Below are 23,433 nucleotides of genomic sequence, written 5' to 3'. Positions count from 1 at the left end.
CGTCAGTGCGGGGCGTGTGCAGGTCAGGCGCCCCAGCGCAGCCCAGGAGTGTTCACGGGAGCATCCCAGAGACGCAGCAGCTCGTCGTCGACCTTGAGCACGGTGACCGAGCATCCGGCCATGTCGAGCGACGTGATGTAGTTGCCGACGAGGTTGCGGACGATCTGCACTCCCGCCTTCTCCAGCAGCGCGGCGACTTCGGCGTACATCAGGTACAGCTCGATCTGCGGCGTCGCTCCCATGCCGTTCACCATCACGATCGCGGGGCCCGCGAAATCGAGGTCGGCGAGGATCGGCTCGACGAGCTGCCGCGCGATGTCGGATGCCGGCGCCAGGGGTTCGCGGTGCCGTCCCGGCTCACCGTGGATGCCGATGCCGATCTCCATCTGGTCGTCCGGCAAGTCGAACGTGGGCTTGCCGGCGGCCGGCACCGTGCAGCTGGTGAGCGCCATGCCCATCGAGCGGCCCTGGCCGTTGACCCGCTGCGCCAGCGCGACGACCGATGCGAGGTCCTGCCCCTCTTCGGCTGCCGCGCCGACCAGCTTCTCCAGCAGCACGGTGAGCCCGACGCCACGACGCCCGGCGGTGTAGAGCGAATCCTGCACGGCGACGTCGTCGTCGACCACGACGCTACCGACTTCGATCCCCTCCATCGAGGCGAGTTCGGCGGCCATCTCGAAGTTCAAGACGTCGCCGGTGTAGTTCTTCACGATGTGCAGCACGCCGGCGCCACGGTCGACGGCCTTGGTCGCGGCCTGCACCCGGTCAGGAGTCGGAGACGTGAACACCTCGCCGGCGACCGCGGCATCCAGCATTCCCACTCCGACGAATCCGCCGTGCAGCGGCTCGTGCCCGGAGCCGCCACCGGAGACGATGGCGACCTTGCCCTCCGCCTTCGGCGTCGCACGGGTGATGACATGGGTCTCGAGATCGACCGCGAGCTCCGGATGCGCGAGAGCGACACCCTTCAGGGATTCGACCAGAACGTCCTCGGGGGCGTTGATGAGCTTCTTCACCGTTCGATCTCCTTCGATCTGTCGTTCCTCGCGAGGACTTTCGCGAAAATCCGAAAGCAATTCGTTAATGTCGAATATGCTCGGACCCGGTCGGGTTGTCAAGATCAATCCTGACGACCTGCACGATGAGCCGGCTCGACGATGCACCGGAAGGAGGGATGAACCGTGATCCAGGCGATCGACCGCGCGGCGAAGATCCTCGAACTGCTCCAGGGCGCCCGCCATCTGGGCATCACCGACCTGTCCGCCGCCCTCGGCCTCCCGCCCTCCACGGTGCACGGCATCGTGAAGTCGCTGCGCTCGCACGGCCTCGTCGCCAAGGAGCGCGGCGGCCAGCGGTACATGCTCGGCCCCACGCTGCTGCGTCTCAGCAACGTGTATCTCGACACGCTCGATGTGCGCGCCAGAGCGATGCGGTGGACGCAGGAGCTCGCCCGTCGAACGAACCTCTCCGTCCGGCTCGGCGCCCCGCACTTCACCGACGTGCTCGTCATCCATCACAACCTGCGCCCGGACGACAGCCAGCAGATGCTGGAGACCGGCGTCGCGATCCCCGCGCATGCCTCCGCGATGGGCAAGGTGCTGCTCGCCTACGACCTCGGCTTCCAGCGCAGCGTCTTCGAGCAGCCGTTGCGCAGCCTCACCGGCGACACGGTCACCGACATCGCCCGGCTCACCCTCGAGTTCCCGGCGATCGCCGAACGGGGCAGCGCGAGCGAGGCCGACGAAGCGGTGCTCGGAGAATCGTCGATCGCCGCACCGGTCTCCGATGCCTCGAATGACATCGTCGCGGCCGTGGCAGTGGTGATGCCGACCTCAGAGGCCCCGGCATCCGATGCCGTGCTCAACGCTCTGCGCGAGACCGCTCGCAACATCTCCCGCGAGCTCGGCGCGACCTCGTGGCCGCCGCGCGTCGCCCCGGCTGAGGACTGAGCCGACCTCGGCCGTCAGCCCCGCAGCGCGAGCACGAGCGGGAGCACCTCGGTCGCGCCTGCCTGTCGGAGGGCACGGGCGGCGATCGTCATGGTCCACCGACTGTCGACCAGGTCGTCGACGAGGAGCACCGGGCCTGCGGGCACCTCGAGGTGCTCGGCGCTGAGTCGATCCCAGAGCCCGGCGAGCCGGAACACGCTGTTGCCGCCCGACTGCCCGCTCGGCCCGCCGCCCACCGGTTCGAGCGCACCGAGATAGGGAAGGCGTCCGACCTCGGCGATGCCGCGGGCGAGGGAGTCGACCAGCAGCGGACGAGAGCGTGACGGCAGAGCGACGACCGCCACCGGACGCTCAGCCCACCCCCACCCGGCGAGCACGCGGACGCAGGCTTGCAGCAGCTGCGGCGTGACCGCGGCATCCGACGTCCCCGACGCGAACATCTCGCGCAAGGTGTTGCCCCAGCCGAGGTCGGTGAGGCGCGCGAGCGCCCTCCCCTCGCCGGCCTGCTCGTCTGCGGCGATACGCCCCTTGACCGGCACACCGAGTCGATCGGCGCCGGTCGGCCAGGCACGGCGCGGCTCGATCGGGACCCCGACCCGGTCGAGCGACTCCGCCGCCTGCGTGCTCGCCCCCGCGCCGATCTCCTGCGGGAACCAGATGCCGGCGCAATTGTCGCATCGCCCGCAGCGGGCCGCGGTGCCGTCGTCGAGCGAGCGCTGCAGGAACTCCATCCGGCATCCGTCGGTCTGCTCGTACTCGATCATGTGCTGCTGCTCGGCCACGCGTTCCGCCGCGATGCGCTCGTAGCGTTCGGCGTCGTATGTCCACGGCTCGCCGGTCGCGACCCAACCGCCCTGCACCCGCCGCACGGCGCCGTCGACGTCGAGCACCTTGAGCAGCAGCTCGAGCGGCGTGCGACGGATGTCGACCATCGCCTCGAGCGCCGGGGTCGAGATCGGCGCATCGCCGAGGGCTCCGATCACGCGTTCGGCCCGTTCCCGGTCGGGCATCGACGCGGTCGCGAAGTAGTGCCAGATGTCGCGGTCCTCGACCCCTGGCAGCAGCAGCACGTCGGCGCTCTCGCTCGCGCGGCCGGCTCGCCCGACCTGCTGGTAGTAAGCCACGGGCGAGGACGGAGCACCCAGATGCAGCACGAACCCCAGATCGGGCTTGTCGAAGCCCATCCCCAGCGCGCTCGTCGCGACGAGCGCCTTGACCTCATTGCGCTTGAGCATCCCCTCCGACTCCTCGCGCTCCTCGGTGTCGGTCTGGCCGGTGTAAGCCCGCACGTCGTGCCCGTGATCGCGCAGCAGCCGGGCGGTGTCGACGGCAGCCGCGACCGTGAGCGTGTAGATGATGCCGGAACCGGGGAGGTCGTCGAGGTGGCTGAGCAGCCAGGCCAGGCGACTCGCCGAATCGCGCAGTCTCAGCACGCCCATCCGCAGCGAGGTGCGCGCGAGCGGCCCGCGGATCGTGAGCACCGGCGCGGCGCCGGCGTCTCCCGTGAGGCTGCCCAGCTGCTCGGCGACGTCGGCCACGACCCGGCTGTTGGCCGTGGCAGTGGTCGCGAGCACGGGGACGTCGGCGGGCATCTGGGCGATGAGGTCGCGCAAGCGCCGGTAGTCGGGACGGAAGTCGTGGCCCCAGTCGCTGATGCAGTGCGCCTCGTCGACCACGAGCATGCCGATGCGACGGACGAGCGCGGGAAGCTGCTGCTCGCGGAACGCCGGGTTGTTGAGCCGCTCGGGTGAGACGAGCAGTACGTCGACCTCGTCGCGATCGAGCTGTTCGAGCACGTCGGTCCACTCGTGGGCATTCGTGGAGTTGATGGCGACCGCGCGCACGCCGGCGCGTTCGGCGGCGGAGATCTGGTCGCGCATGAGCGCCAGCAGGGGCGACACGAGCACGGTCGGACCAGCTCCCTGTCGCCTGAGCAGCAGTGTCGCGACGAAGTACACCGCCGACTTGCCCCACCCCGTGCGCTGCACGACGAGGGCACGGCGGCGCGCTTCGACCAGCGCTTCGATCGCCTCGTACTGCCCGTCGTGGAAGTCGGCATCGGGTCGGCCGACGAGCTCGCGCAGGGCGGCGAGCGCGGCCTCGCGAGTGTCGGCGGGAGCTGCGGTGGTCATGTCCCCACTCTGCCGCACGCCGCCGACACCTCGGCACCGGCATCCAGAGCACCGGCATCCACAGGCTCACCGGCCCAGCCATCCGACTTGTCGGTGAAAAGTGCGAAATGCAGGTTCAGAACGCGTGTCCGGGCCTGCATCCGTCATTCCTCCCTGCAGTTGTACCGGGCCGCGCCCTCACCCGGCCTCCGCACCGCCGTCGGACAGCGGGTATCCCGAACCCGCAGATCGCGCATAACGTGGAAACATGATCACCCGTGAACTCGCCGTCGCGCTGCGCGAAGCCGGCTTGGGATGGCACCCCGCCGAGGGCGACCGCTTCCAGCTCGACCTGCCAAACGAGGTGGAGCTCGAAGCAGAGGCGGATGTCTTCACGGTCAGTGAGATGACGATCGAGGCGCGGCAGACGCCGAGTGGCACGGACCTCGCATTCAACGGCACGACGGAGTGGGCGCTCGACGCCGTCACTCTCGCCGACGCCGTGTGGTTGCCGCGCGAGGATCAGCTGCGCGACCTGCTCCGCGGGACGTTCCGCACGCTCGTTCGCCTCGACGACACGTTCCGGGTGGACATCGAGATCGCCGGCTCTGCGCTCTCATTCGAGCATCCGGATCCCGCCGAGGCCTATGGCCGCGCGCTGCTGGAGCTGATCTCCCGCTCGCACTGACGGGCTCGGCTCACCGGGACTGCAGCCCGTCGAGGGTGACGCGCAGGATGTCCTCGCCGAGCTCCGCCGGGTCGACCGCGCCGCCGGGGCGGTACCACTCGACCACCGAGTTGATCATGCCGAAGATGAGCCTGGTCGCGACCGAGGCCGAGATCTCGCCGCGGATGAGTCCCTCTCGCTGCGCCTCCCGGACGATCTCCGTCACCCGCTGGTCGAAGACACGGCGACGGGCAAGCGCGGCGAGCTCGACGTCGCTGTTGCCGCGCACCCGCAGCAGCAGCGTGACCGATGGCAGCTTCGCCGTGAGCACGCCCACCGCTCCGCGGACGATGGACCGAAGGCGTTCGGATGCTTCCGCATGCGCCGCCTCCGCCTCGTCGACGACGGTCTCGAGCGCGTCGAGCGCATCGTCGAGCGCGAGCGCGAGGATGGCCGACTTCGACTCGAAGTGGTGGTACAGCGCCGACTTCGTGAGTCCGAGCTTCGTCGCGAGATCGGCGATCGACGTGGCGTCGTAGCCCTGTTCGTTGAACACGGTGACGGCGACGGCGAGCACCTGATCGCGGTCGTACCCCGGGCGCCCGCGGCGGGCGGGTCGCTGTGGGTCGTCGTGTTCAGCCATGACCCCAGTCTGGCATCGCGCGCGCCTTGCGCAGGGTTGCCAAGCGCGGCAGGATCTGCGATCATTCCTGAACGATCGGTCTGCAAATATCCGCCGGTGTGGGCGGACGAAAGGATGACGATGTCCGAGGCTTACCTCGTCGCCGCCACCCGCACCCCCGTGGGGCGCTACGGCGGTGCACTCGCCGGCATCCGACCCGATGATCTCGCCGCGCTCGTCGTGGCCGATGCGGTCGCCCGCGCCGGCATCCCGGGAGAGGCGGTCGACGAGGTGATCCTCGGTGCCGCCAATCAGGCCGGCGAGGACAACCGCAACGTCGCCCGCATGGCCGTGCTGCTCGCCGGACTCCCCGACACGGTCCCCGGACTCACCGTCAACCGCCTCTGCGCATCCGGCATGTCGGCGATCGCCCTCGCCGCCAACGCGGTGCGCGCCGGCGATGCCGACCTCCTCGTCGCCGGCGGCGTGGAGTCGATGACGCGCGCACCCTGGGTACAGGCGAAACCGGAGCGCGCGTGGGCGAAGCCCGGCGCCGCGTTCGACACCTCGATCGGCTGGCGCTTCGTGAACCCGCGCCTGGCGGCCCGCGACAAGGCCACCTTCTCGATGCCCGAGACAGCGGAAGAGGTCGCGCGCCTCGACGGGATCACCAGGGAAGACGCCGACGCGTTCGCGCTGCGGAGTCACCACCGGGCCCTCGCCGCGATCGACGCCGGACGTTTCCAGGACGAGATCGTGGCAGTGGAGACATCGCGCGGCCCGGTCGACACCGACGAAGGACCCCGCCGCGAGACCTCGCTCGAGGCGCTTGCCGGGCTGCGTCCCGTGGTCACCGGCGGCCAGGTGGTGACCGCCGGGAACTCCAGCTCGCTGAACGACGGCGCCTCCGCCGTCGTCGTCGCGAGCGCGGACGCCGTCGAGCGCCACGGACTACGCCCGCTCGCCCGCATCGTCTCCTCCGCCACGGCGGCTCTCGCCCCCGAGATCATGGGCCTCGGTCCGGTGCCCGCGACCGAGAAGGCTCTGGCCAAGAGCGGTTTGACCATCGGCGACATCGGCGCCGTCGAGCTGAACGAGGCCTTCGCCTCGCAGTCGCTCGCCAGCATCCGCCGACTGGGGCTCGACCCCGAGATCGTGAACGCCGACGGCGGCGCGATCGCCCTCGGGCACCCGCTCGGATCGAGCGGCTCGCGCCTGATCGTGACGCTGCTCGGACGCCTGGCGCGCGAAGGGGCCCGGTACGGGCTCGCCACCATGTGCGTCGGCGTCGGCCAGGGCACGGCGATGATCGTGGAGCGGATCGATGGCTGACGCCCTGCGCATCGACGAGCGCGACGACCGGATCGTCGCGACCCTGGATCGCCCTGAGGTTCGCAACGCGATCGACCAGGCGATGGTCGATGAGCTGCACGCGCTGTGCGAGCGCCTGGAACGCTCCCCTCGCCTGCTGATCCTGCACGGGGCCGGGGGCGTGTTCGCGTCCGGCGCCGATATCGCACAGCTGCGGGATCGCACATCGGCCGACGCCCGCCAGAGCATCAACGCGACCGTGTTCGACCGTATCCGTCGGCTGCCGATGCCGGTGATCGCGGCGGTGGACGGATACGCGCTCGGCGGAGGAGCGGAACTCGCGTACGCGGCCGACATCCGCATCGGCACCGACCGCGTGCGCTTCGGCAACCCCGAGACCGGGCTCGGCATCATCGCCGCTGCCGGGGCCACGTGGCGACTGCCCGAGATCGTGGGCCACGCCCGTGCAAGCGAGCTGCTGCTCACCGGCCGCGTGATCGACGGCCCCGAGGCGCTGATGTGGGGACTGCTCTCGGCTCTGCACGCCCCCGACGACCTGCTCCCCGCCGCGCACGCGCTCGCCGACCGCATCGCGGCGAACGACGCCCGCGCCACCGAGCTCACGAAACGCCTGCTGCTCACCGCGTCCGCCGAGCATCTCGCACTGGTCGGCGAGATCCAGGCAGAGCTGTTCGACAGCGACGAGAAGCGGCGGCGGATGACCGCGTTCCTGGAGAGGAAGAAGAGCCGATGAGCCTGCCCGAGAGGATCGGCGTGCTGGGCGGAGGCCGGATGGGCGCGGGGATCGCCCACGCGTTCCTGCTGGCCGGCGCGCGCGTGCACGTCGTGGAGCGCGACGAGAGCGCTGCCGAGGCCGCGCGGCAGCGGGTCGTGACCACCCTGGAACGGTCCGTCGCCCGCGGTGGAACCGTCCTCCCGCTCGACGAACTCACCGCCGCGCTGACGGTCGGCACGGCGGTGGAGGAGTTCGCCGCCGCCGGCCTCGTCGTCGAAGCGGTGCCCGAGGATCGCGCCCTCAAGTCCGAGGCACTCGCCCGCATCGAGGCCGTGATCGTCGAGGACGCGGTGCTCGCCTCGAACACATCCTCGATCTCGATCACGGCCCTCGCCGCAGAGCTGCGCCGCCCCGAGCGATTCCTCGGGATGCACTTCTTCAACCCGGTCCCCGCCTCCACTCTGATCGAGGTCGTGACCGGCGCACAGACCTCATCGCCGCTCGTCGACACCGTGCGCGACTGGGTGGGAGCGCTCGGCAAGACCCCGGTGATCGTCCGCGACTCCCCCGGTTTCGCCTCGAGCCGCCTGGGCGTGATGCTCGCGCTCGAAGCCATCCGCATGCTCGAGGAGGGCGTCGCCTCTGCCGTCGACATCGACGCGGCGATGGAGCTCGGCTACCGGCATCCGACGGGTCCGCTGCGCACCACCGACATCGTCGGACTCGACGTGCGCCTCGGCATCGCGGAGGAGCTGGAGAGCGCCTTCGGCGAGCGCTTCGCCCCACCGGCACTGCTGCGCCGGATGGTGGAAGACGGACATCTGGGCCGCAAGAGCGGTCGAGGATTCTACGAGTGGAGTGACGAGAGATGACTGCTGCGATCCTGCCCAGCTACGTGCGCGACGCCTGGTGGGCTCCGGATGCCGACGCGGAGGCCGCCGTCGTGCACGACGCATCCACCGGGGCGGAGGTGGCCCGGATCAGCACCCGCGGCCTCGACGTCGCCGCTGTCCTCGACCACGCGCGCACCGTGGGGCAGCGGACGCTGGGCAAGCTGACCTTCCACCAGCGCGCGGTGCTGCTCAAGCAGTTCGCGATCGAGCTGACGGCGCACAAGGAGGAACTATACGAGCTCTCCGCGCAGAGCGGATCGACGCGACGCGACTCGCTCAACGACATCGACGGCGGCATCGGCGTGCTCTTCACGTACTCGTCGAAGGGCCGACGCGAGATGCCGAACTCCCAGGTGTATCTCGACGGTGCGATCGAGCCCCTCTCCAAGGACGGTTCGTTCCTCGGCCGGCACATCTACACGCGGTTGCCGGGCGCCGCTCTGCAGATCAACGCCTTCAACTTCCCGATGTGGGGCGCACTGGAGAAGTTCGCTCCCGCCTTCCTCGCCGGGGTGCCCTCGATCGTCAAGCCGGCGACACCCACCGCGTACGTGGCCGAGGCGTGGGTGCGCATCCTTGTGGACTCCGGATTGCTTCCCGCGGGGTCGCTGCAGTTGCTCAGCGGCGGCGTCCACGATCTGCTCGGTCGTCTCGGGCTCGGCGACAGCGTGGGCTTCACCGGGAGCGCTTCGACGGCTGCCCGGTTGCGCGACAAGGTCGATCACGCCGTGCGGTTCACCAGCGAGACGGATTCGATCAACGCCTCGGTGCTCGCTCCCGACGCGGTGGCCGGCACGCCGGAGTTCGATGCCTACGTGCGCCAGCTCATGGTCGAGCTCACCACGAAGGCCGGCCAGAAGTGCACCGCGATCCGTCGGGCGATCGTGCCTGCTGCGGCTCGCGACGACGTCGTGGCCGCGCTGCAGGCGAGCATCTCGTCCCGCGTCGTGATCGGCGACCCGCGAGCCGAGGGCGTCACCCTCGGTCCGCTCGTGTCGGTCCACCAGCGCGATGAAGTGCTGCAGCAGGTGGGTCTGCTGCAGGACGCCGGTGGCACACTGCTGATCGGATCGACAGAGCGTCCCGATGTCACCCGCGCTGACGGCACCGTCGGTCCGGCCGACGACGGCGCCTTCCTCTCGCCGCTCGTGATCGGATTCGACGGCGCCGCCCCCGAGGCGGCGCACGAGATCGAGGCCTTCGGCCCTGTCACGAGCGTGCTCACCTATTCGACGCTCGCCGAGGCCGCGGAGCTGGTCGGTCGCGGCGGCGGTTCGCTCGTGACCAGTGTCGCGACACACGATCCGCAGACCGCCGCCGAACTGATCACCCGCATCGGCGCGTTCAACGGCCGCGTGCTGTTCCTCGACCGCGACGATGCCCGGAGCTCGACCGGTCACGGCGCCCCGGTGCCCCATCTCGTGCACGGCGGCCCCGGCCGCGCGGGTGGCGGCGAAGAGCTGGGCGGCATCCGCGCGGTGCTGCACTACATGCAGCGCACCGCGATCCAGGGCTCACCGCGCATGCTCACCGCGATCACGGGCGTCTGGCACGCGGGAGCGGATGCCGACGCCACGGGAACTCATCCGTTCCGCAAGTCGCTCGCCGAACTGCGCATCGGCGACCGCGTCGACTCGGCGGAGCGCGAGGTGACGCTGGCCGACATCGAGACGTTCGCGCACTTCACCGGAGACCTCTTCTACGCGCACATGGACGAGGAGGCGGCCGCGGCCAATCCCTTCTTCCCGGGCAGGGTCGCGCACGGCTACCTGCTCGTGTCGTGGGCGGCGGGGCTGTTCGTCGACCCTGCGCCCGGTCCGGTGCTCGCGAACTCCGGTCTGGAGAACCTGCGCTTCGTCACCCCCGTCTCCCCCGGTGACCGCATTCGCGTGACGCTGACCGCCAAGCAGATCACGCCGCGCGAGACCGACGAGTACGGCGAGGTGCGCTGGGATGCCGTGATCCGCAACGAGCGCGACGAGGTGGTGGCCGAGTACGACGTGCTGACCCTGGTCGCCAAGGAGCTCGCGGCGGCGCACGACCCGGGCGCGGCGGCGGCGTGATGCGCCCGATGATGCAGCGCGACCGGGCTTCGGCGATGCTCGGAATGACCGTCGAGAAGGATGAGCCCGGCGAGGCGGTCGTCTCGATGCTCGTGCGTGAAGACATGCTCAACGGGCACGCCATCACGCACGGGGGCCTGGTCTTCACACTGGCCGACACCGCCTTCGCGATCGCCTGCAACGAGGACGAGAGGGTGACCGTGGCGGCGGGCGCCGACATCGTGTTCCTCAAGTCCACCACCGCGGGCGCCCGGCTGACCGCCCACGCGAGCCGTCGCGTCCTGGCGGGCAGAGCGGGCGTCTACGACATCACGGTCACGGACGACGCCGGCGACGTGGTCGCCGAGGTACGCGGGCGCTCACTGACCACGGACCGCCGCCCACCGGCGGCTTATTGAGTCTCCCCGCGAATCGCGGTACTCTAACTGAACGATCGTTCTGTAAAGGAGTCGATGATGACCAGCCCCGCAGACCTCTCGCTCGTCCCGAGCGAGATCTCCGACGAGGAGCGCACGTTCGACGAGCTCATCGCGAACGAGCAGCGCATCGAACCCCGCGACTGGATGCCGGACGCGTACCGCAAGACTCTGATCCGCCAGATCTCCCAGCACGCGCACTCCGAGATCATCGGGATGCAGCCGGAGGGCAACTGGATCACGCGCGCTCCGAGCCTCAAGCGCAAGGCGATCCTGATGGCGAAGGTGCAGGACGAAGCGGGCCACGGTCTCTACCTCTACTCCGCCGCGCAGACCCTCGGCATCACCCGCGACGAGATGATGGACCAGCTCATCAGCGGCAAGGCCAAGTACTCGTCGATCTTCAACTACCCCACGCCCACCTGGGCCGACATGGGCGCGATCGGCTGGCTCGTCGACGGTGCCGCGATCGTCAACCAGGTGCCGCTGTGCCGGGCGTCGTACGGACCCTACGGCCGCGCCATGGTGCGGGTCTGCAAAGAGGAGTCCTTCCACCAGCGTCAGGGCTTCGAGATCCTGCTCTCGCTGATGCAGGGCTCCGAGGAGCAGCGGCAGATGGCGCAGGACGCCGTGAACCGCTGGTACTGGCCGAGCCTCGCGATGTTCGGGCCGCCCGATGAGCAGTCCCCGAACTCCGCCCAGTCGATGAAGTGGAAGATCAAGCGCTTCTCGAACGACGACCTGCGTCAGCGGTTCGTCGGGATGCTGGTGCCGCAGGCCGAGATCCTCGGCGTGACGCTCCCCGACCCCGACCTGCGGTTCGACGAGGAGACCGGCCAGTACGCGATCGGCGAGATCGACTGGGACGAGTTCTTCGAGGTGCTCCGGGGCAACGGCCCGTGCAATGCCGAACGGCTCGAGCGTCGTCGCACGGCGCACGAGGAGGGAGCGTGGGTGCGCGAGGCCGCGGCCGAGTACGCCCGCAAGCAGGCCCTGGGACGAGCTCAGGGACCGGTCGGAGGTGTCGCGTGATGGCGACGCCAGGTGCCGATGAGCGCGAACCCTGGCCCCTGTGGGAGGTCTTCGTCCGCGCGAACCGCGGTCTGAGCCACGTGCATGTGGGCTCGCTGCACGCACCGGATGCCGAGATGGCGATCCGCAACGCCCGCGACCTGTACACGCGGCGCGGCGAGGGCGTGTCGATCTGGGCCGTGCCGGCCGACGCGATCACGACGAGCGACCCCGACGCGAAGGGGGCCTACTTCGAGAGCCCCGCGGGCAAGAACTACCGGCATGCCGTGTACTACACGGCATCCGAGGGGGTGCCACACCTGTGAGCGGCGTCCACGACGAGATCGACGTGCACGGCGACGTCTCCGTCGACGCGCTGCAGCTCAGCGACGAACTGTCGGGGACGGGCGCTGCGGCCGGCTCGGCCGACATCGCCGAGTACGCACTACGGCTCGGCGACGACGCGCTGATCCTGTCGCAGCAGCTCGGCGAATGGATCTCCCGCGCTCCGGAACTCGAAGAAGACGTCGCCCTGGGCAACATCGCGCTCGACCTGCTCGGGCACGCCCGCTCGTTCCTCCACTACGCCGGCTCCTACGACGGCCGCAGCGAAGACGACCTCGCGTTCTTCCGCGACGAACCCGAGTTCCGCTGCGCCTGGATCGTGCAGCAGGCGAACGGCGACTTCGCCCAGACCATCGCCCGGCAGTTCGTGGTCTCGACGTACATGTTCGAGCTCTACTCCGCCCTGCGCGCGAGCAGCGATGAGACGTTCGCGGCGATCGCGGAGAAGTCGCTCAAGGAAGTCGACTACCACCGCGATCACGCCGTGCAGTGGATGCTGCGCCTCGCCGGCGGCACAGAGGAATCTCGCGAACGCATCATCCGCGCGACCGGCGACGTCTGGCCGTACGTCGAGGAGCTGTTCCGCGACGACGACCTGATCGATCGACTGGGTGGTGCGGCCGCGCGTCCCTCGACTCTGCGCGAGGGATTCGACGGCGTCGTGGCGACGGTCTTCGCCGAGGCCGACCTGACCATCCCGTCCGTGGCTGCCTCATCCGCAGGTGGACGCCGGGGAAACCACGCGACACCCCTCGGGCACATCCTCGCCGAGATGCAGGTGCTCGCCCGGCGGCACCCGGGGGCATCATGGTGACCCGCCTCTCCACGCAGGATGCCTGGAACATCGCCGCCGCCGTTCCCGACCCCGAGGTGCCGGTGCTGACGATCGAAGACCTCGGCGTCCTCCGCGCTGTCGATGTCCGTGGTGACACCGTGCGCGTCGACATCACACCCACCTACAGCGGGTGCCCGGCGATGGACACGATCCGCGACGACGTGATCCTCGCGCTCACCGCCGCCGGCTTCGGCCAGGTCGAGGTGCGCCTGGTCCTCTCCCCCGCCTGGACGACGGACTGGATGTCGGATGCCGGCAAGCAGAAGCTGACCGAGTACGGCATCGCCCCGCCGTCCGGTCGCGCGGCCGTCTCATCCGGCACGATCCGCTTGGCGATCAGCGTACGCTGTCCGCGCTGCGGCTCGCTCGACACCCGCGAGACCTCCCGTTTCGGCTCGACGTCGTGCAAGTCGCTGTTCGAGTGCCGCGCCTGCCTCGAGCCCTTCGACCACTTCAAGGTGCACTGATGTCGCTGTTCACGTCCGCACGGGTCACAGCCCCGGCATCCGTTCCTCCGCTGCGAGCCACCGGCGAGCGCACCCGCGCGCGCTTCCACACGCTCACGGTGGAAGACGTCCGTCCGCTCACCGACGACGCGGTCGAGGTGACCTTCACTGTGCCGGCCGAGCTGGCCGACGACTACGACCACCTGCCCGGCCAGTACGTGGCGCTGCGCACGACGCTCGAGGGCACCGAGGTGCGCCGGTCGTACTCGCTCTGCCGGGCCCCAGAGCATCGCACAGACGGAACGCCCACCCGACTCAGCGTCGCGGTGAAGCGCGATGAGGGCGGCCTGTTCTCCACGTGGGCGCAGACGGGCCTGCACGCCGGCTTCGAGATCGACGTGATGAGTCCGCAGGGGACGTTCACCTCCGGACTCGACGACCTCGACCACAAGCACGTCGTCGGCATCGCCGCAGGCTCCGGCATCACGCCGCTGATGGCGCTCGCACACACCGTGCTCACCCGGTCGGCCACGTCACGCTTCACACTGCTGTACACGAACCGCTCGACGCTCGACGTGATGTTCCTCGAGGACCTCGCCGACCTGAAGGATCGCTATCCGACGCGGGTCACCCTCCACCATGTGCTCTCGCGCGAGCAGCGGACGGCACCGGTGCTCTCCGGCCGGATCGACGAGGAGAAGCTCCGCACGATCTTCGCCTCGCTGATCGATCCCGCCGACGTCGACGAGTGGTTCCTGTGCGGGCCGCTCGCGCTGGTCGACCTGTGCCGCGAGGTGCTCGCCGACGTCGGCGTCGCGCGCGAGCACATCCGCTTCGAGCTGTTCACGACGGGCGACGAGCCGCTGCGCACCGCCCGGCCCGTGACCGTGCGCGCGGGGGCGAAGACCTTCCGCATCGAGGTCAACCTCGACGGCGTCTCGTCGACGGTGGAGAGCCCGGTCGACGCGCACGAGTCGGTGCTGAACGCAGCCCTGCGCGTGCGCCCGGATGCGCCGTTCGCGTGTGCGGGCGGTGTCTGCGGCACCTGCCGCGCTCGCGTGATCGAGGGCAGCGTCACCATGACCGAGAACTATGCGCTCGAGCCGGACGAGCTCGACCGGGGCTATGTGCTCACCTGCCAGTCCCACCCGACCAGCGACCGCGTGGTCGTCGACTACGACGTGTGACCGGAGTCAACATGATCGATCTCACCATCGCCGATGACGTCGCCACGATCGTCCTGAACGCCCCGGCGAAGCTGAACTCTCTCGATGAGCAGGCGCTGCACGGCCTCGACGCCGCATACGCCGAGGCCGAGGCCGCGCGGGTCCGTGCCCTCGTGCTCCGCGGCGAGGGTCGGGCGTTCTGCGCCGGACGCGATATCTCGGGCGTCGATCCGCGAGATGACGACGTGCTGGGCTACCTCGGCGGACTCGTCACCCCGCTGCTGCAGCGCATGTCGCGGTTCCCTGCACCCACGTTCGCCGTCGCGCACGGCGCATGCCTCGGTGTCGGCCTCGGGCTGCTCATCGCCACGGACGTCGTCTACGTCGCGGAGTCCGCGAAGATCGGTTCGCCGTTCGCCGCGCTCGGAGCGACGCTGGACTCCGGCGGGCACGCACTGTTTCTGGAGCGCCTCGGCGCCCACAAGACCCTCGACCTGATCTACACAGCGCGGCTGATGAGCGGCTCCGAGGCGGTCGCGTCCGGTCTCTTCTCGCGGGTCTTCCCCGACGACGAGGTCGTCACGGCGACGACGGATGCCGCGGCCACGGCCGCACACGGAGCCACGGCCGCCTTCCTCGCCAGCAAGGAGCTCATCGCCCGGATCCGCGACGAGCGGTTGGCGCTGTGGGAGTCCGTCGACATCGAGAACGCCGCGCAGGCTGCACTCTGCGACACGGATGACTACCGCGAAGGCTTCGCCGCGTTCCAGCAGAAGCGGAAGCCGGAGTTCCGGGGGCGCTGACCTCCCCCTGCTCCCGATGCTCAGCGCACGATCTGACTCAAGATCGTCGGGTCGTTGATCTTGTCGTCCCGCGACAGCATCACGACCTTCGACACGATCTCGGCCGTGCGGGGGTCGTCGTCCACGAACGGGAGGAAGATGCGTCCGCGGTGCTGCGCGCTAACCGGGATGATGAACAGCGTGTTACCGGGGATCCGATGCACGGTTCCAGAGCCCAGGTGCACGGAGTACGTTCCGAGAGCACCCTTCACGCGCGCATGCTGACCGTCGACCTCGACATTCTCGAGTCCGAGCAGACGGCAGGTCTCGTCGACGAGGCGCCGTCTCATCTCGATGCTCGATTCCGATGCCTGCGGATCGACGCCGCTCGCGTGCGCGACCGAGACCACCAGGTCGAGATCCCGCATCGTCTCGGAGAAGACGCGGGGCGGAACCTCGGCCAGAGGGAGCGCCTTGTATGAGCCCGCGAGACCGAACCGAACATCATCGAGGGCGGTCTCCTCGACGTCTCCGGGGGTTCCCCAGCCTCCTGAGGCGTTGCAGAACGCTGTGATCTTCTCGTTGTGGAAAGTGCGCCCGTATCCGAGCCCGTAGTCCCTGACCCAGCCGCGGGCGAGGAACAACCCCGCTGCCCGCCGCGAGTCGAGTTGGTGGCCGACGTACCGACGAGAGGACATCCCCTGCTCCGCCTTCTCGTTCTCGTTGAGGAGGTACAGCTCGCGGAACAGTTGTTTGAACGGCTGCGGGCGCCCGCTGGTCATCACTGCGTGCTGCAGATCGGACCAGTCTCCGCTCGCCAGCAGATCGAGCGGATGTGCGATACGCAGTCCTCCGACAGCGCGGAACGTCGACTCGTCCGCACGGATGAGCTCGTCTCCTCCGGCGCTGAAGAATCCGACGCGGCCTTCGCCATCCACCATCACGATGTCGGACAGCATCCGACCGAGGATCGGGTGCGACTGCAGGAGCGTGAGCTCTTCCGCATGGATGACATCGCCGAGCACGCAGGCGGCCTCGAGCGAGGCGCGGACCCGCTGCGCCTGCTTCTTGAGGTCGCGCGCTCGGGTCGTCAGAGCGGAGATCGCCTCGGTCTTGCCGCTCTTGGCCGGTACGGCCGCCAGAGTCTTGCCGGCACGGTCGACGGTGATCTCGGGCATACCGAAGTCGTCGATCGTGAGGCTGACCGTCACATCGCCGTCGACGGCGGTGACCGGACCGCGGCTGAGGTCTTCATCCGCTCGAGCCTCCATCGCCCAGATCAGACGCTGCGGATCGCGATAGCCGGCGGTGCGGGCGAGGTTCTCCAACGCCGTGTGCACGGCCGCCGTCTCGGTCGCGCGGCGCTGGGGGCCGTTCGTCTTCCCCGTGCTGACGAACGCACGAAGAACCTCGTACCGACGGAGGAGTTCGTCAGGGTCGCCGCTCAGCGGCAGCAGACCGTAGGCGCGCACCGCATCCTGATGCCGCTTCTCGTGCATGCGGGTGAGCAATTCATCCTCGCTCACCGCACCGCGCAGGGCGTTGGTGAACAGCTCGGCCTGCTTGTGCTCGCCCGACGCCGACGCGTACTTCGAGGCTTTGAGCACCGGATCGAGTCGGTCGTCGCCCAGTTCGGCGTGCAGGCGGTGGAACCACTCGGCATCCGCGCAGCCCTTCTCACGATCCTCATCTGACACGGGTGTGCGCTGCTGGATCTCCCGCGACCGCTCATCGCGGATGCGCGCGCCGACGTGGTACGTGGCGACGGGGGTGTGCGCGTGGATCCACCAGACCGCGTCGGCGAAGCCGGGCCAGCCCAGATGTTGCTGGAACAGCTCCGCCCACTGCGGGGCGTAGAGCGCGGTCTCGATGATCCGGCTCTTCGGGACCTTCGATCCGACGAACGCGCGAGCGACGGATTCCGCGGTGTCGTCAGGACTCGGATGGTGGATGCGGACGAGGTGGGAGAACACCGCGTCCCGGTCGTCAGCGTAGAAGTTGCGTCGAGTGAACGGACGTCGTCCCAGAGTCCGCAGGACGTCGACCAGCGATTCCGCTCCCGTCACCCGCTGCAGCGACATCGCCATGACGGAATACGGCGTCTCTCGATCGCCGCGAGGCAGCTCGAGCGCGACCACGGTGCGCTGCACCTCTTCGACGATGGCCTGCGTCGCGGGTGGCGCACCGGTGATACCGCTGAATGCCTCGAAGGGATTGCGTCCGGCAGAACGGGGTGCGCACCGAATCGCGGGGCCGACGAAGACATGGTCGATGAGATCGGCCCGGGTCGCGACGCCACGCTCGAACGCCTCACGCACCACCGGAAGGGGGGGTCGGAACCGGAACGGCTGGTTGACGAACAGGGTGCGCAGGCCGCTGTATGGCGAGTCTCGCACCTCGACTTTCGGTTCGGCCCATTGGTCAGCCGACCCTTCCGGCTCGTCGACGAAGCGAAGCATCCGCCACAGGCGTTCGAGCTGTTGGTCATCGATCGACGCGGGGTCCAGATAGTCCGATGCCCCGAGGAAGAGCGAGCCATCCTCTCGAGGGTCTCGTCCGATTCTTTCGCCGCGATCATCGAATTCGATATTCCGCGGACCGATCAGCTGATCCGCCGGAAGCTCCGCCGCGGCGAGGGCGATCAGGTCGAGCACGGATTCTGCCCAGCTTGCTCGCCACTCTCGGCGAGCCAGGTGCCCGATCAACTCGAGTCGCAGCGAGATCGTGAGATCGCTGCGATCCCACCCGATGTCGCCCAGCACCTGCATGCCGCGCTCTCCCTGGTCGGCGCCCAGGAGCCTCAGCAGAACCAGCTCGACCCCGCCGTCGACGAGGTCGCCGCGGATCCGCTCCCACCAGGGATCCAGCAGTTCCGCCACCGGCATCGAGCCATCGGCGTTCCGTTGGATGCTGCGGATATTGGCGAGCAATTCCACGCCGCCGGGCGTCTGCACTTCCACGTTCGCGTGCTCGTCCAGCCACGCCCCCAGCGACAGCCAGATCCGCCGGGCACCCGGATGGTAGGCCGTCCATCGCGACGGCGGCGGCGCGGTGGGACGCACCGCCGGGGTGCGGTCCTCGACGCCGTAACGCAGGAGCACCGGACGGCTGTCCTCTTCCGGGGTCGCACCGCCGGCTTCGCCACCGACGTCGGGAGATTCCGCGGTCGCTGCGGTCTCGAGCCCCGCGATCTGGGCGAGTTCGTCTGCCGCCCGTCGCTGATCTGGCTTTCCTGCGCGCAATCGTGCGATCGTCGCCTCGAGGCTCTGCGGCGATTGCTTGAGCAGCAGGCGCAGGGCCGTCTTCCGGACATCGTCGGTCTTCCGGGTGAGTGCCTGCTCGAACGGCAGCGCCTCTTCGTCGGTGATCTCCTCGACATCCAGCGCACGACCCGCCTCCCAGCGCACCTGCGATGAGACATCGAGCGCGAGTGTCAGCAGCTGCGCGCGGTACCGCACCGGTTCCTTCGCGAAGCGCCGCGCCGCCGTGCGGCGCGCATCGGACGAAGTGCCCTCGAGATCGATCTCGTCAGTCGCAGAGTGGGCAGCCAGGAGGTCGGTGACGTCGGACCTCTGCACGTTCACGAGGCGCGGCGCGAGCATTCCGATGTCGACGTTCTGTCCCGCGGCCAGCACCTCCAGCCGTCGGACCAGCGTCGTCCGGACCCGGTCGGTGAACGGCATCGCCCCCTGACCCTCTCCGGCTTCCGCTGGCACGGTCGAGAGTGCCAGAGCGAACACGCGCAGGTCGCTGTCCGCCAGCGCGACCGACAGCGCCTCGGCTGCAGCAGGGTCTGCGACGTCGATGAGGACGCGGGCCGCGGCGATTCTGCGCCCCGCGTCGGCGTCGTCCAGGAGGGCGGATGCTGTGGCGACCGCCGTGCCGACGTCGCGCACCGCGAGAGTCCACAGTCCGAGGAACACCTCGACCGGCGTGGCGGAACGGAGCTGCTCGACGGTCGGCGCCGCACGCGTGAACCGCGCGAGTACCGCGAAGGCGTCGGCTGCCTGCGCCGCTCGGTCCACCTTCAGGTCTTCGCCCGTCCACTCGGCCAGTGCACGGACCGCGCTGGAGAATCGCACGAGGTTGTTCTCGACGATGACCTCCAGGAGGAGAGCGAGCGCATCGGGGTGCGCGAGGTCCATCGATTCGAGGATCGTCTGGCGCAGGCCTTCGGCACGACCGGCCTCGAGCAATCGACTGGCCACGAAGTCCCACATCTCACGATCTCTGCCGGCGAGCATCGCGAGGTATCCCTGGGTCGACGGTCCGCCGACCGCATGCGCGCCCGCGGCGCTGTCGATCAGCACCCGTCGAACGGCCGTGTTCCCGGCATCCATCGCCGACGCGAGCAGGTCTCCGAGCGGCAGGTTCTGCTCCAGGTGGAGCAGCCACGCAGCGTGCCACTCGACCGGCTGGGGGTAGTGCGTCGCGTGGCCGAGCAGAGCGACCAGGGTCGACCACCGGTATCCGCGGCTGCGCGCCGGATCGGATGACCGATATCCGCGGTGGGACCAGCCGCGGAGGTAGGGCCGCGACTGCGACCACACCCACCAGTCCGCGAGTTCGCTGGCCAGGGACGGCGCCAACGACTTGAACACCTTGGTCCGATCGCGTGTCGAGAGGTCGTCGAGTTCGGCAGCGATCGCGCCGGCCTCGCGCCGCACCTCCGGGTCGTGATGGCCGCTGCGGTCGTTCAAGTTCGCTTCGATGCGGCGGGCGAGGCGCGGAGTGCCCCACCCCTGAGCCCGGACGGGACGTCGCCCCTTGTCATCGCAAGAGCAGTATTTGCTCAGCTCGTCCTTGGCCTGTTCAGCGGTCAGCACTGGTTCCCTATCCCGTCAGGGCGACGAGCCGCACGAGCCGGAGGCGTGATTGCGGTTCGATCGTGATGATGTGGTCGAGGTCGGTGATGCGCGCATCGTCCAGGAAGACGAAGAAAAGTTCGTCGGTGAATGCCTCTACGGCTCGCGCGTAGGCAGTTTCCGCCGGCGGGGCCTCCGGTACAGCACGCGGCTCCCGACCGTAGCGCCCCGTTTCGGCACCCGCGACCAGGTCGGCGGGTGTGAGGATCTGCAGCACGGCTGACCGCGAGCGGTGCGCCTCGTACTCATCCAGCTGATGCTCGACGAGGATCCGCAACAGCGAGTGCAGCGAATGCGGGCCGTCCACCCCGGAAATCGTGAGGGGTTCGCCGACCGCGCGGCTTCCGAGCATGGCGGTCTCGACGATCATCCGACCATTCTGACACGCAGACTTCGACGCTCAGAGTCGCGGCCGTTGACGGGCGGTCGATCGCGGCCCACGCTGGATGACCGGTCGATCGAGGTTCGCGTAGTCGACGAGGATCGCCGCTTGCTCGGCTGGCCGGCACTCGGTCAGATAGAGCCTCTGCCCGCCGACGTACCGCGCGTTCTCCGTGGCATCGGGATCCGCCGGGAGCCCGTCGCGCGCCGACATCCGCCGGACGGACTCCGTGAACGGGACGTCGAGGAAGACCGACAGATCCCAGATGTCGATCAGTTCCGGGCGGTGCAGGAAGATGCCGTCGACGAGGAGGATGCTCCCCCGTGGAACGTCGAGCCGCGGACCGGTGAGGACTCGGTCGGAGTCGACGTCGTGCCCCACGGGCAGGTAGGTGCCGCGGCCGCGGCGGAACGGATCGATGACCTCCCGACGGAACCGCTCGTAGTCATACGAGTCCAGCCAGAAGCCCTCGGGAGAGTCTTTGCCGCGGCGGTAGCGGCGGGACCGAACATCGTGGAAGCCGTCGATCGAGACCCGCGCGACCGGGCGTGACGCCGGCATCCGTGCGGCCAGCTCATCCGCGAGCCGCGTCTTGCCGGATCCGTCGACGCCGTCGATCCCGACGATGAGGTTGGGACCCTCCGGTTCAGTGACCGGCATCAGCGCGACCAGCGTCGTCAGGAACTCCGTCCTCTGATCCACCCCGTGATCTCCTCTTCGCCGGTCTCCGATCGTGCCACACCTCCGCATGTCCGACCCTGGTGCGAGAATGCGGGAATGATGCTCTCGGAGCTCGTCTCCACGACTGATGAGGTCGCCGCCACGTCGTCGCGGCTGGCGAAGATCGATGCGCTCGCTCGGCTGTTGGCGACGTCGGAGCCGCAGGAGATCGCGCCACTCGTCGGGCTGCTTCTCGCGTCTCCGCGGCAGGGAAAGCTGGGGGTTGGATGGCGCGGGATCTCGGCTCTCGACGTTGCGCACGCCGCCGATTCCAGCCTGACCATCACCGATGTCGATGAATCGCTGGATGCTCTGGCCGCAGCGTCCGGCGCAGGTTCTGGCGCCTCCCGCAACAGCATCCTGAGCGCGCTCGCCGCCCGTGCGACCGCCGAGGAATGGGATTTCCTGACGCGTGCCATGCTCGGCGAACTGCGCACCGGCGCTCTCGGCGGAGTGGTGCTCGACGCGATCGCCCGAGCATCCGATCGCGCGGCAGCGACCGTGCGCCGCGCAGCCATGCTGTCCGGCGACCTCGGCGTGACGGCCCAGCTGGCACTCACGGGCAGTGTCGAGGAGCTCGAAGCCGTCGGCCTGCAGGTGGGGCGTCCGGTGCTGCCGATGCTGGCCGCCACGGCCGCGACGCCGACGGCGGCGCTGGAGATCACCGGCGAGGCGTCGGTGGAGTTCAAGCTCGACGGCGCTCGCATCCAGGTGCACCGTCACGGCGACGAGGTCGGCGTCTACACGCGCAGCCTTGCCGACATCACCCATCGCGTGCCGGAGCTCGTCGAGATCGTACGGTCTCTTCCGGCGCACGACCTGATCCTCGACGGCGAGACGCTGTCGCTCGACGAAGACGGCGGACCACGTCCGTTCCAAGAGACGATGTCCCGCTTCGGCGCCGACGTGGAGCGCGACCTCCTCCTTCGCCCGTGGTTCTTCGATGTGCTGCATGTCGACGGTCGCGACCTTCTCGACGAGCCCCTCTCGGTGCGGCTCGCCGAACTCGAGCGCGTCGCCCGTGAATGGCGGATGCCGGGAGTGGTCACGGCCGATGCGGCGGCCGCCGAGAAGCTCTCACGCGAAGCACTCGCCGCCGGGCACGAGGGCGTCGTCGTCAAGTCGATCGATGCGCCGTATGCCGCCGGACGACGCGGCAAATCGTGGGTCAAGGTCAAGCCCGTCCTGACGTACGACCTGGTGGTGCTCGCCGCCGAGTGGGGCTCGGGGCGTCGACGCGGGTGGCTGTCGAACCTCCACCTCGGCGCGCTCGACCCCGAAGGCGAGTTCGGAGAACCGGACGACTACGTCATGGTCGGCAAGACGTTCAAGGGGCTCACGGATGAGCTGCTGCGCTGGCAGACCGAGACTTTCCCGAAGTTCGAGACCCGCCGCACGCAGAGCACCGTCTTCCTGCGCCCCGAGATCGTCGTCGAGATCGCGATCGACGGGGTCCAGCGCTCCCCTCGGTATCCGGGAGAGATCGCGTTGCGCTTCGCGCGGGTGAAGGGCTATCGCGCAGACAAGCTGCCCGCCGATGCCGACACGATCCAGACCCTGCGAGCACTGCTCCGCGGGTGAGGTGACGCGTCAGGCCGAAGGCGGAAGCCCCAGGTCTTCCTCGCGCACGGTCCCCTGGAACGACCACGGGAAGTTGATCCACATGTCCGTGTCCTTCCAGGCGTAGTCGGGCTGGATGATCGTCGACGGCTTCGTGTAGATCGTGACCGAGCGCACATCCGCGCCCTTGTCCTTCAGCAGTTCCACGGCGAGCGCCAGCGTGCGACCGGAGTCGGCCACGTCATCGACGAGCAGCACCCGGCGCCCGTCGAGGTAAGCCATGTCGAGCTCGGGCGGAAGCACCTCCGGCGCATCGAGCACGGTTCCGATGCCCGTGTAGAACTCGACGTTGATCGCGCCGCAGTTCTTCGCGCCGAGGCCGTACGCGATGGCGCCGGCCGGAAGGAGCCCGCCGCGCGCGATCGCCACCACGACCTCCGGTTCGAAACCGCTGGCCACGATGTCGCGTGCGAGATCGCGCGTCGCCGCTCCGAACCCGTCCCAGGTGAGCGTCTCGCGCTCGGCAGTTGCATCAGTCATTCGCTTATTCTCC

General features: G+C 69.2%; 22 protein-coding genes. 14 read left to right on the top strand and 8 right to left on the bottom strand.

Annotation, left to right across the window (positions count from 1 at the left end; genetic code table 11):
* Positions 1-23: 23 nt before the first annotated feature.
* Complete coding sequence (gene dhaK, locus V5D55_RS12310; RefSeq protein WP_435743396.1) at positions 24-1,016, bottom strand: dihydroxyacetone kinase subunit DhaK; 993 nt, start codon at positions 1,014-1,016, stop codon at positions 24-26.
* Between the two features lie 165 nt (positions 1,017-1,181).
* On the opposite strand from dhaK, the gene V5D55_RS12305 reads away from it, so the two are divergent.
* Positions 1,182-1,949, top strand: a complete 768-nt coding sequence (locus V5D55_RS12305; protein ID WP_435743394.1) for an IclR family transcriptional regulator — start codon at positions 1,182-1,184, stop codon at positions 1,947-1,949.
* Between the two features lie 14 nt (positions 1,950-1,963).
* Here the strand turns inward: V5D55_RS12305 and V5D55_RS12300 are convergent, their stop codons facing one another.
* Both V5D55_RS12300 and V5D55_RS12295 read right to left on the bottom strand, forming a co-directional pair.
* Entirely contained in the window at positions 1,964-4,081 is a 2,118-nt protein-coding gene (locus tag V5D55_RS12300; RefSeq protein ID WP_435743393.1) for a DEAD/DEAH box helicase, read from the bottom strand.
* Positions 4,078-4,221, bottom strand: a complete 144-nt coding sequence (locus V5D55_RS12295; RefSeq protein ID WP_435743391.1) for a hypothetical protein — start codon at positions 4,219-4,221, stop codon at positions 4,078-4,080. The genes V5D55_RS12300 and V5D55_RS12295 overlap by 4 nt, the downstream gene beginning before the upstream one ends.
* A 107-nt stretch (positions 4,222-4,328) precedes the next feature.
* On the opposite strand from V5D55_RS12295, the gene V5D55_RS12290 reads away from it, so the two are divergent.
* Entirely contained in the window at positions 4,329-4,748 is a 420-nt protein-coding gene (locus V5D55_RS12290; protein ID WP_435743390.1) for a pilus assembly protein CpaE, read from the top strand.
* Positions 4,749-4,758: 10 nt separating this feature from the next.
* Here the strand turns inward: V5D55_RS12290 and V5D55_RS12285 are convergent, their stop codons facing one another.
* Complete coding sequence (locus V5D55_RS12285; RefSeq protein WP_435743388.1) at positions 4,759-5,370, bottom strand: TetR/AcrR family transcriptional regulator; 612 nt, start codon at positions 5,368-5,370, stop codon at positions 4,759-4,761.
* Positions 5,371-5,490: 120 nt separating this feature from the next.
* Here V5D55_RS12285 and V5D55_RS12280 point away from each other — a divergent pair, with 120 nt between their 5' ends.
* Genes V5D55_RS12280 through V5D55_RS12230 form a run of 11 tightly spaced genes read left to right on the top strand, consistent with a single transcriptional unit; the run spans position 5,491 to position 15,374 of the window.
* The gene (locus V5D55_RS12280) at positions 5,491-6,681 is read left to right on the top strand and encodes a thiolase family protein (RefSeq protein ID WP_435743386.1); all 1,191 of its coding nucleotides are present in this window, start codon (positions 5,491-5,493) and stop codon (positions 6,679-6,681) included.
* Positions 6,674-7,414 (top strand): enoyl-CoA hydratase/isomerase family protein, encoded by a 741-nt coding sequence (locus V5D55_RS12275; protein ID WP_435743385.1) that lies wholly within the window; start codon positions 6,674-6,676, stop codon positions 7,412-7,414. Before V5D55_RS12280 ends, V5D55_RS12275 begins: the two co-directional genes overlap by 8 nt.
* A complete protein-coding gene (locus V5D55_RS12270) occupies positions 7,411-8,268 on the top strand; it encodes a 3-hydroxyacyl-CoA dehydrogenase family protein (RefSeq protein ID WP_435743384.1) in 858 nt (285 codons plus the stop codon). The genes V5D55_RS12275 and V5D55_RS12270 overlap by 4 nt, the downstream gene beginning before the upstream one ends.
* Positions 8,265-10,352 carry a phenylacetic acid degradation bifunctional protein PaaZ gene (paaZ, locus tag V5D55_RS12265; RefSeq protein ID WP_435743383.1) on the top strand — a complete coding sequence of 696 codons (2,088 nt, stop codon included), beginning with the start codon at positions 8,265-8,267 and terminating at the stop codon, positions 10,350-10,352. The genes V5D55_RS12270 and paaZ overlap by 4 nt, the downstream gene beginning before the upstream one ends.
* An 8-nt stretch (positions 10,353-10,360) precedes the next feature.
* The gene (paaI, locus tag V5D55_RS12260) at positions 10,361-10,750 is read left to right on the top strand and encodes a hydroxyphenylacetyl-CoA thioesterase PaaI (RefSeq protein ID WP_435743381.1); all 390 of its coding nucleotides are present in this window, start codon (positions 10,361-10,363) and stop codon (positions 10,748-10,750) included.
* A gap of 57 nt (positions 10,751-10,807) precedes the next feature.
* Entirely contained in the window at positions 10,808-11,800 is a 993-nt protein-coding gene (gene paaA, locus V5D55_RS12255; RefSeq protein WP_435743379.1) for a 1,2-phenylacetyl-CoA epoxidase subunit PaaA, read from the top strand.
* A complete protein-coding gene (paaB, locus tag V5D55_RS12250; RefSeq protein ID WP_136056072.1) occupies positions 11,800-12,105 on the top strand; it encodes a 1,2-phenylacetyl-CoA epoxidase subunit PaaB in 306 nt (101 codons plus the stop codon). Before paaA ends, paaB begins: the two co-directional genes overlap by 1 nt.
* On the top strand, positions 12,102-12,938 hold the full coding sequence (gene paaC, locus V5D55_RS12245) for a 1,2-phenylacetyl-CoA epoxidase subunit PaaC (RefSeq protein WP_435743377.1): 837 nt from the start codon (positions 12,102-12,104) through the stop codon (positions 12,936-12,938). Before paaB ends, paaC begins: the two co-directional genes overlap by 4 nt.
* Positions 12,932-13,426, top strand: coding sequence for a 1,2-phenylacetyl-CoA epoxidase subunit PaaD (gene paaD / locus V5D55_RS12240; protein ID WP_435743375.1), 495 nt, complete (start codon positions 12,932-12,934; stop codon positions 13,424-13,426). The genes paaC and paaD overlap by 7 nt, the downstream gene beginning before the upstream one ends.
* Complete coding sequence (gene paaE / locus V5D55_RS12235; protein WP_435743373.1) at positions 13,426-14,592, top strand: 1,2-phenylacetyl-CoA epoxidase subunit PaaE; 1,167 nt, start codon at positions 13,426-13,428, stop codon at positions 14,590-14,592. Before paaD ends, paaE begins: the two co-directional genes overlap by 1 nt.
* 11 nt (positions 14,593-14,603) lie before the next feature.
* Entirely contained in the window at positions 14,604-15,374 is a 771-nt protein-coding gene (locus tag V5D55_RS12230) for an enoyl-CoA hydratase/isomerase family protein (protein ID WP_435743371.1), read from the top strand.
* A gap of 20 nt (positions 15,375-15,394) precedes the next feature.
* On the opposite strand, the gene V5D55_RS12225 is transcribed toward V5D55_RS12230, so the two are convergent.
* Genes V5D55_RS12225 through V5D55_RS12215 form a run of 3 tightly spaced genes read right to left on the bottom strand, consistent with a single transcriptional unit; the run spans position 15,395 to position 21,302 of the window.
* Positions 15,395-20,179 carry a DUF5724 domain-containing protein gene (locus tag V5D55_RS12225; RefSeq protein WP_435743369.1) on the bottom strand — a complete coding sequence of 1,595 codons (4,785 nt, stop codon included), beginning with the start codon at positions 20,177-20,179 and terminating at the stop codon, positions 15,395-15,397.
* A gap of 7 nt (positions 20,180-20,186) precedes the next feature.
* Positions 20,187-20,588 carry a hypothetical protein gene (locus V5D55_RS12220; RefSeq protein WP_435743368.1) on the bottom strand — a complete coding sequence of 134 codons (402 nt, stop codon included), beginning with the start codon at positions 20,586-20,588 and terminating at the stop codon, positions 20,187-20,189.
* Positions 20,589-20,618: 30 nt separating this feature from the next.
* Entirely contained in the window at positions 20,619-21,302 is a 684-nt protein-coding gene (locus V5D55_RS12215) for a uridine kinase (RefSeq protein WP_435743366.1), read from the bottom strand.
* Positions 21,303-21,377: 75 nt separating this feature from the next.
* On the opposite strand from V5D55_RS12215, the gene V5D55_RS12210 reads away from it, so the two are divergent.
* A complete protein-coding gene (locus V5D55_RS12210; protein ID WP_435743364.1) occupies positions 21,378-22,901 on the top strand; it encodes an ATP-dependent DNA ligase in 1,524 nt (507 codons plus the stop codon).
* A 9-nt stretch (positions 22,902-22,910) separates the two neighbouring features.
* On the opposite strand, the gene V5D55_RS12205 is transcribed toward V5D55_RS12210, so the two are convergent.
* Positions 22,911-23,420: a phosphoribosyltransferase gene (locus V5D55_RS12205; protein ID WP_435743363.1), complete on the bottom strand. Its 510-nt coding sequence runs from the start codon at positions 23,418-23,420 to the stop codon at positions 22,911-22,913.
* Positions 23,421-23,433: the final 13 nt, after the last annotated feature.

It is taken from the genome of Microbacterium sp. PMB16, assembly GCF_051294855.1.
Lineage (GTDB): Bacteria > Actinomycetota > Actinomycetes > Actinomycetales > Microbacteriaceae > Microbacterium.
Note: the sequence above shows the minus strand (reverse complement) of the source record. Positions and strands in the feature narration are given on the sequence as shown.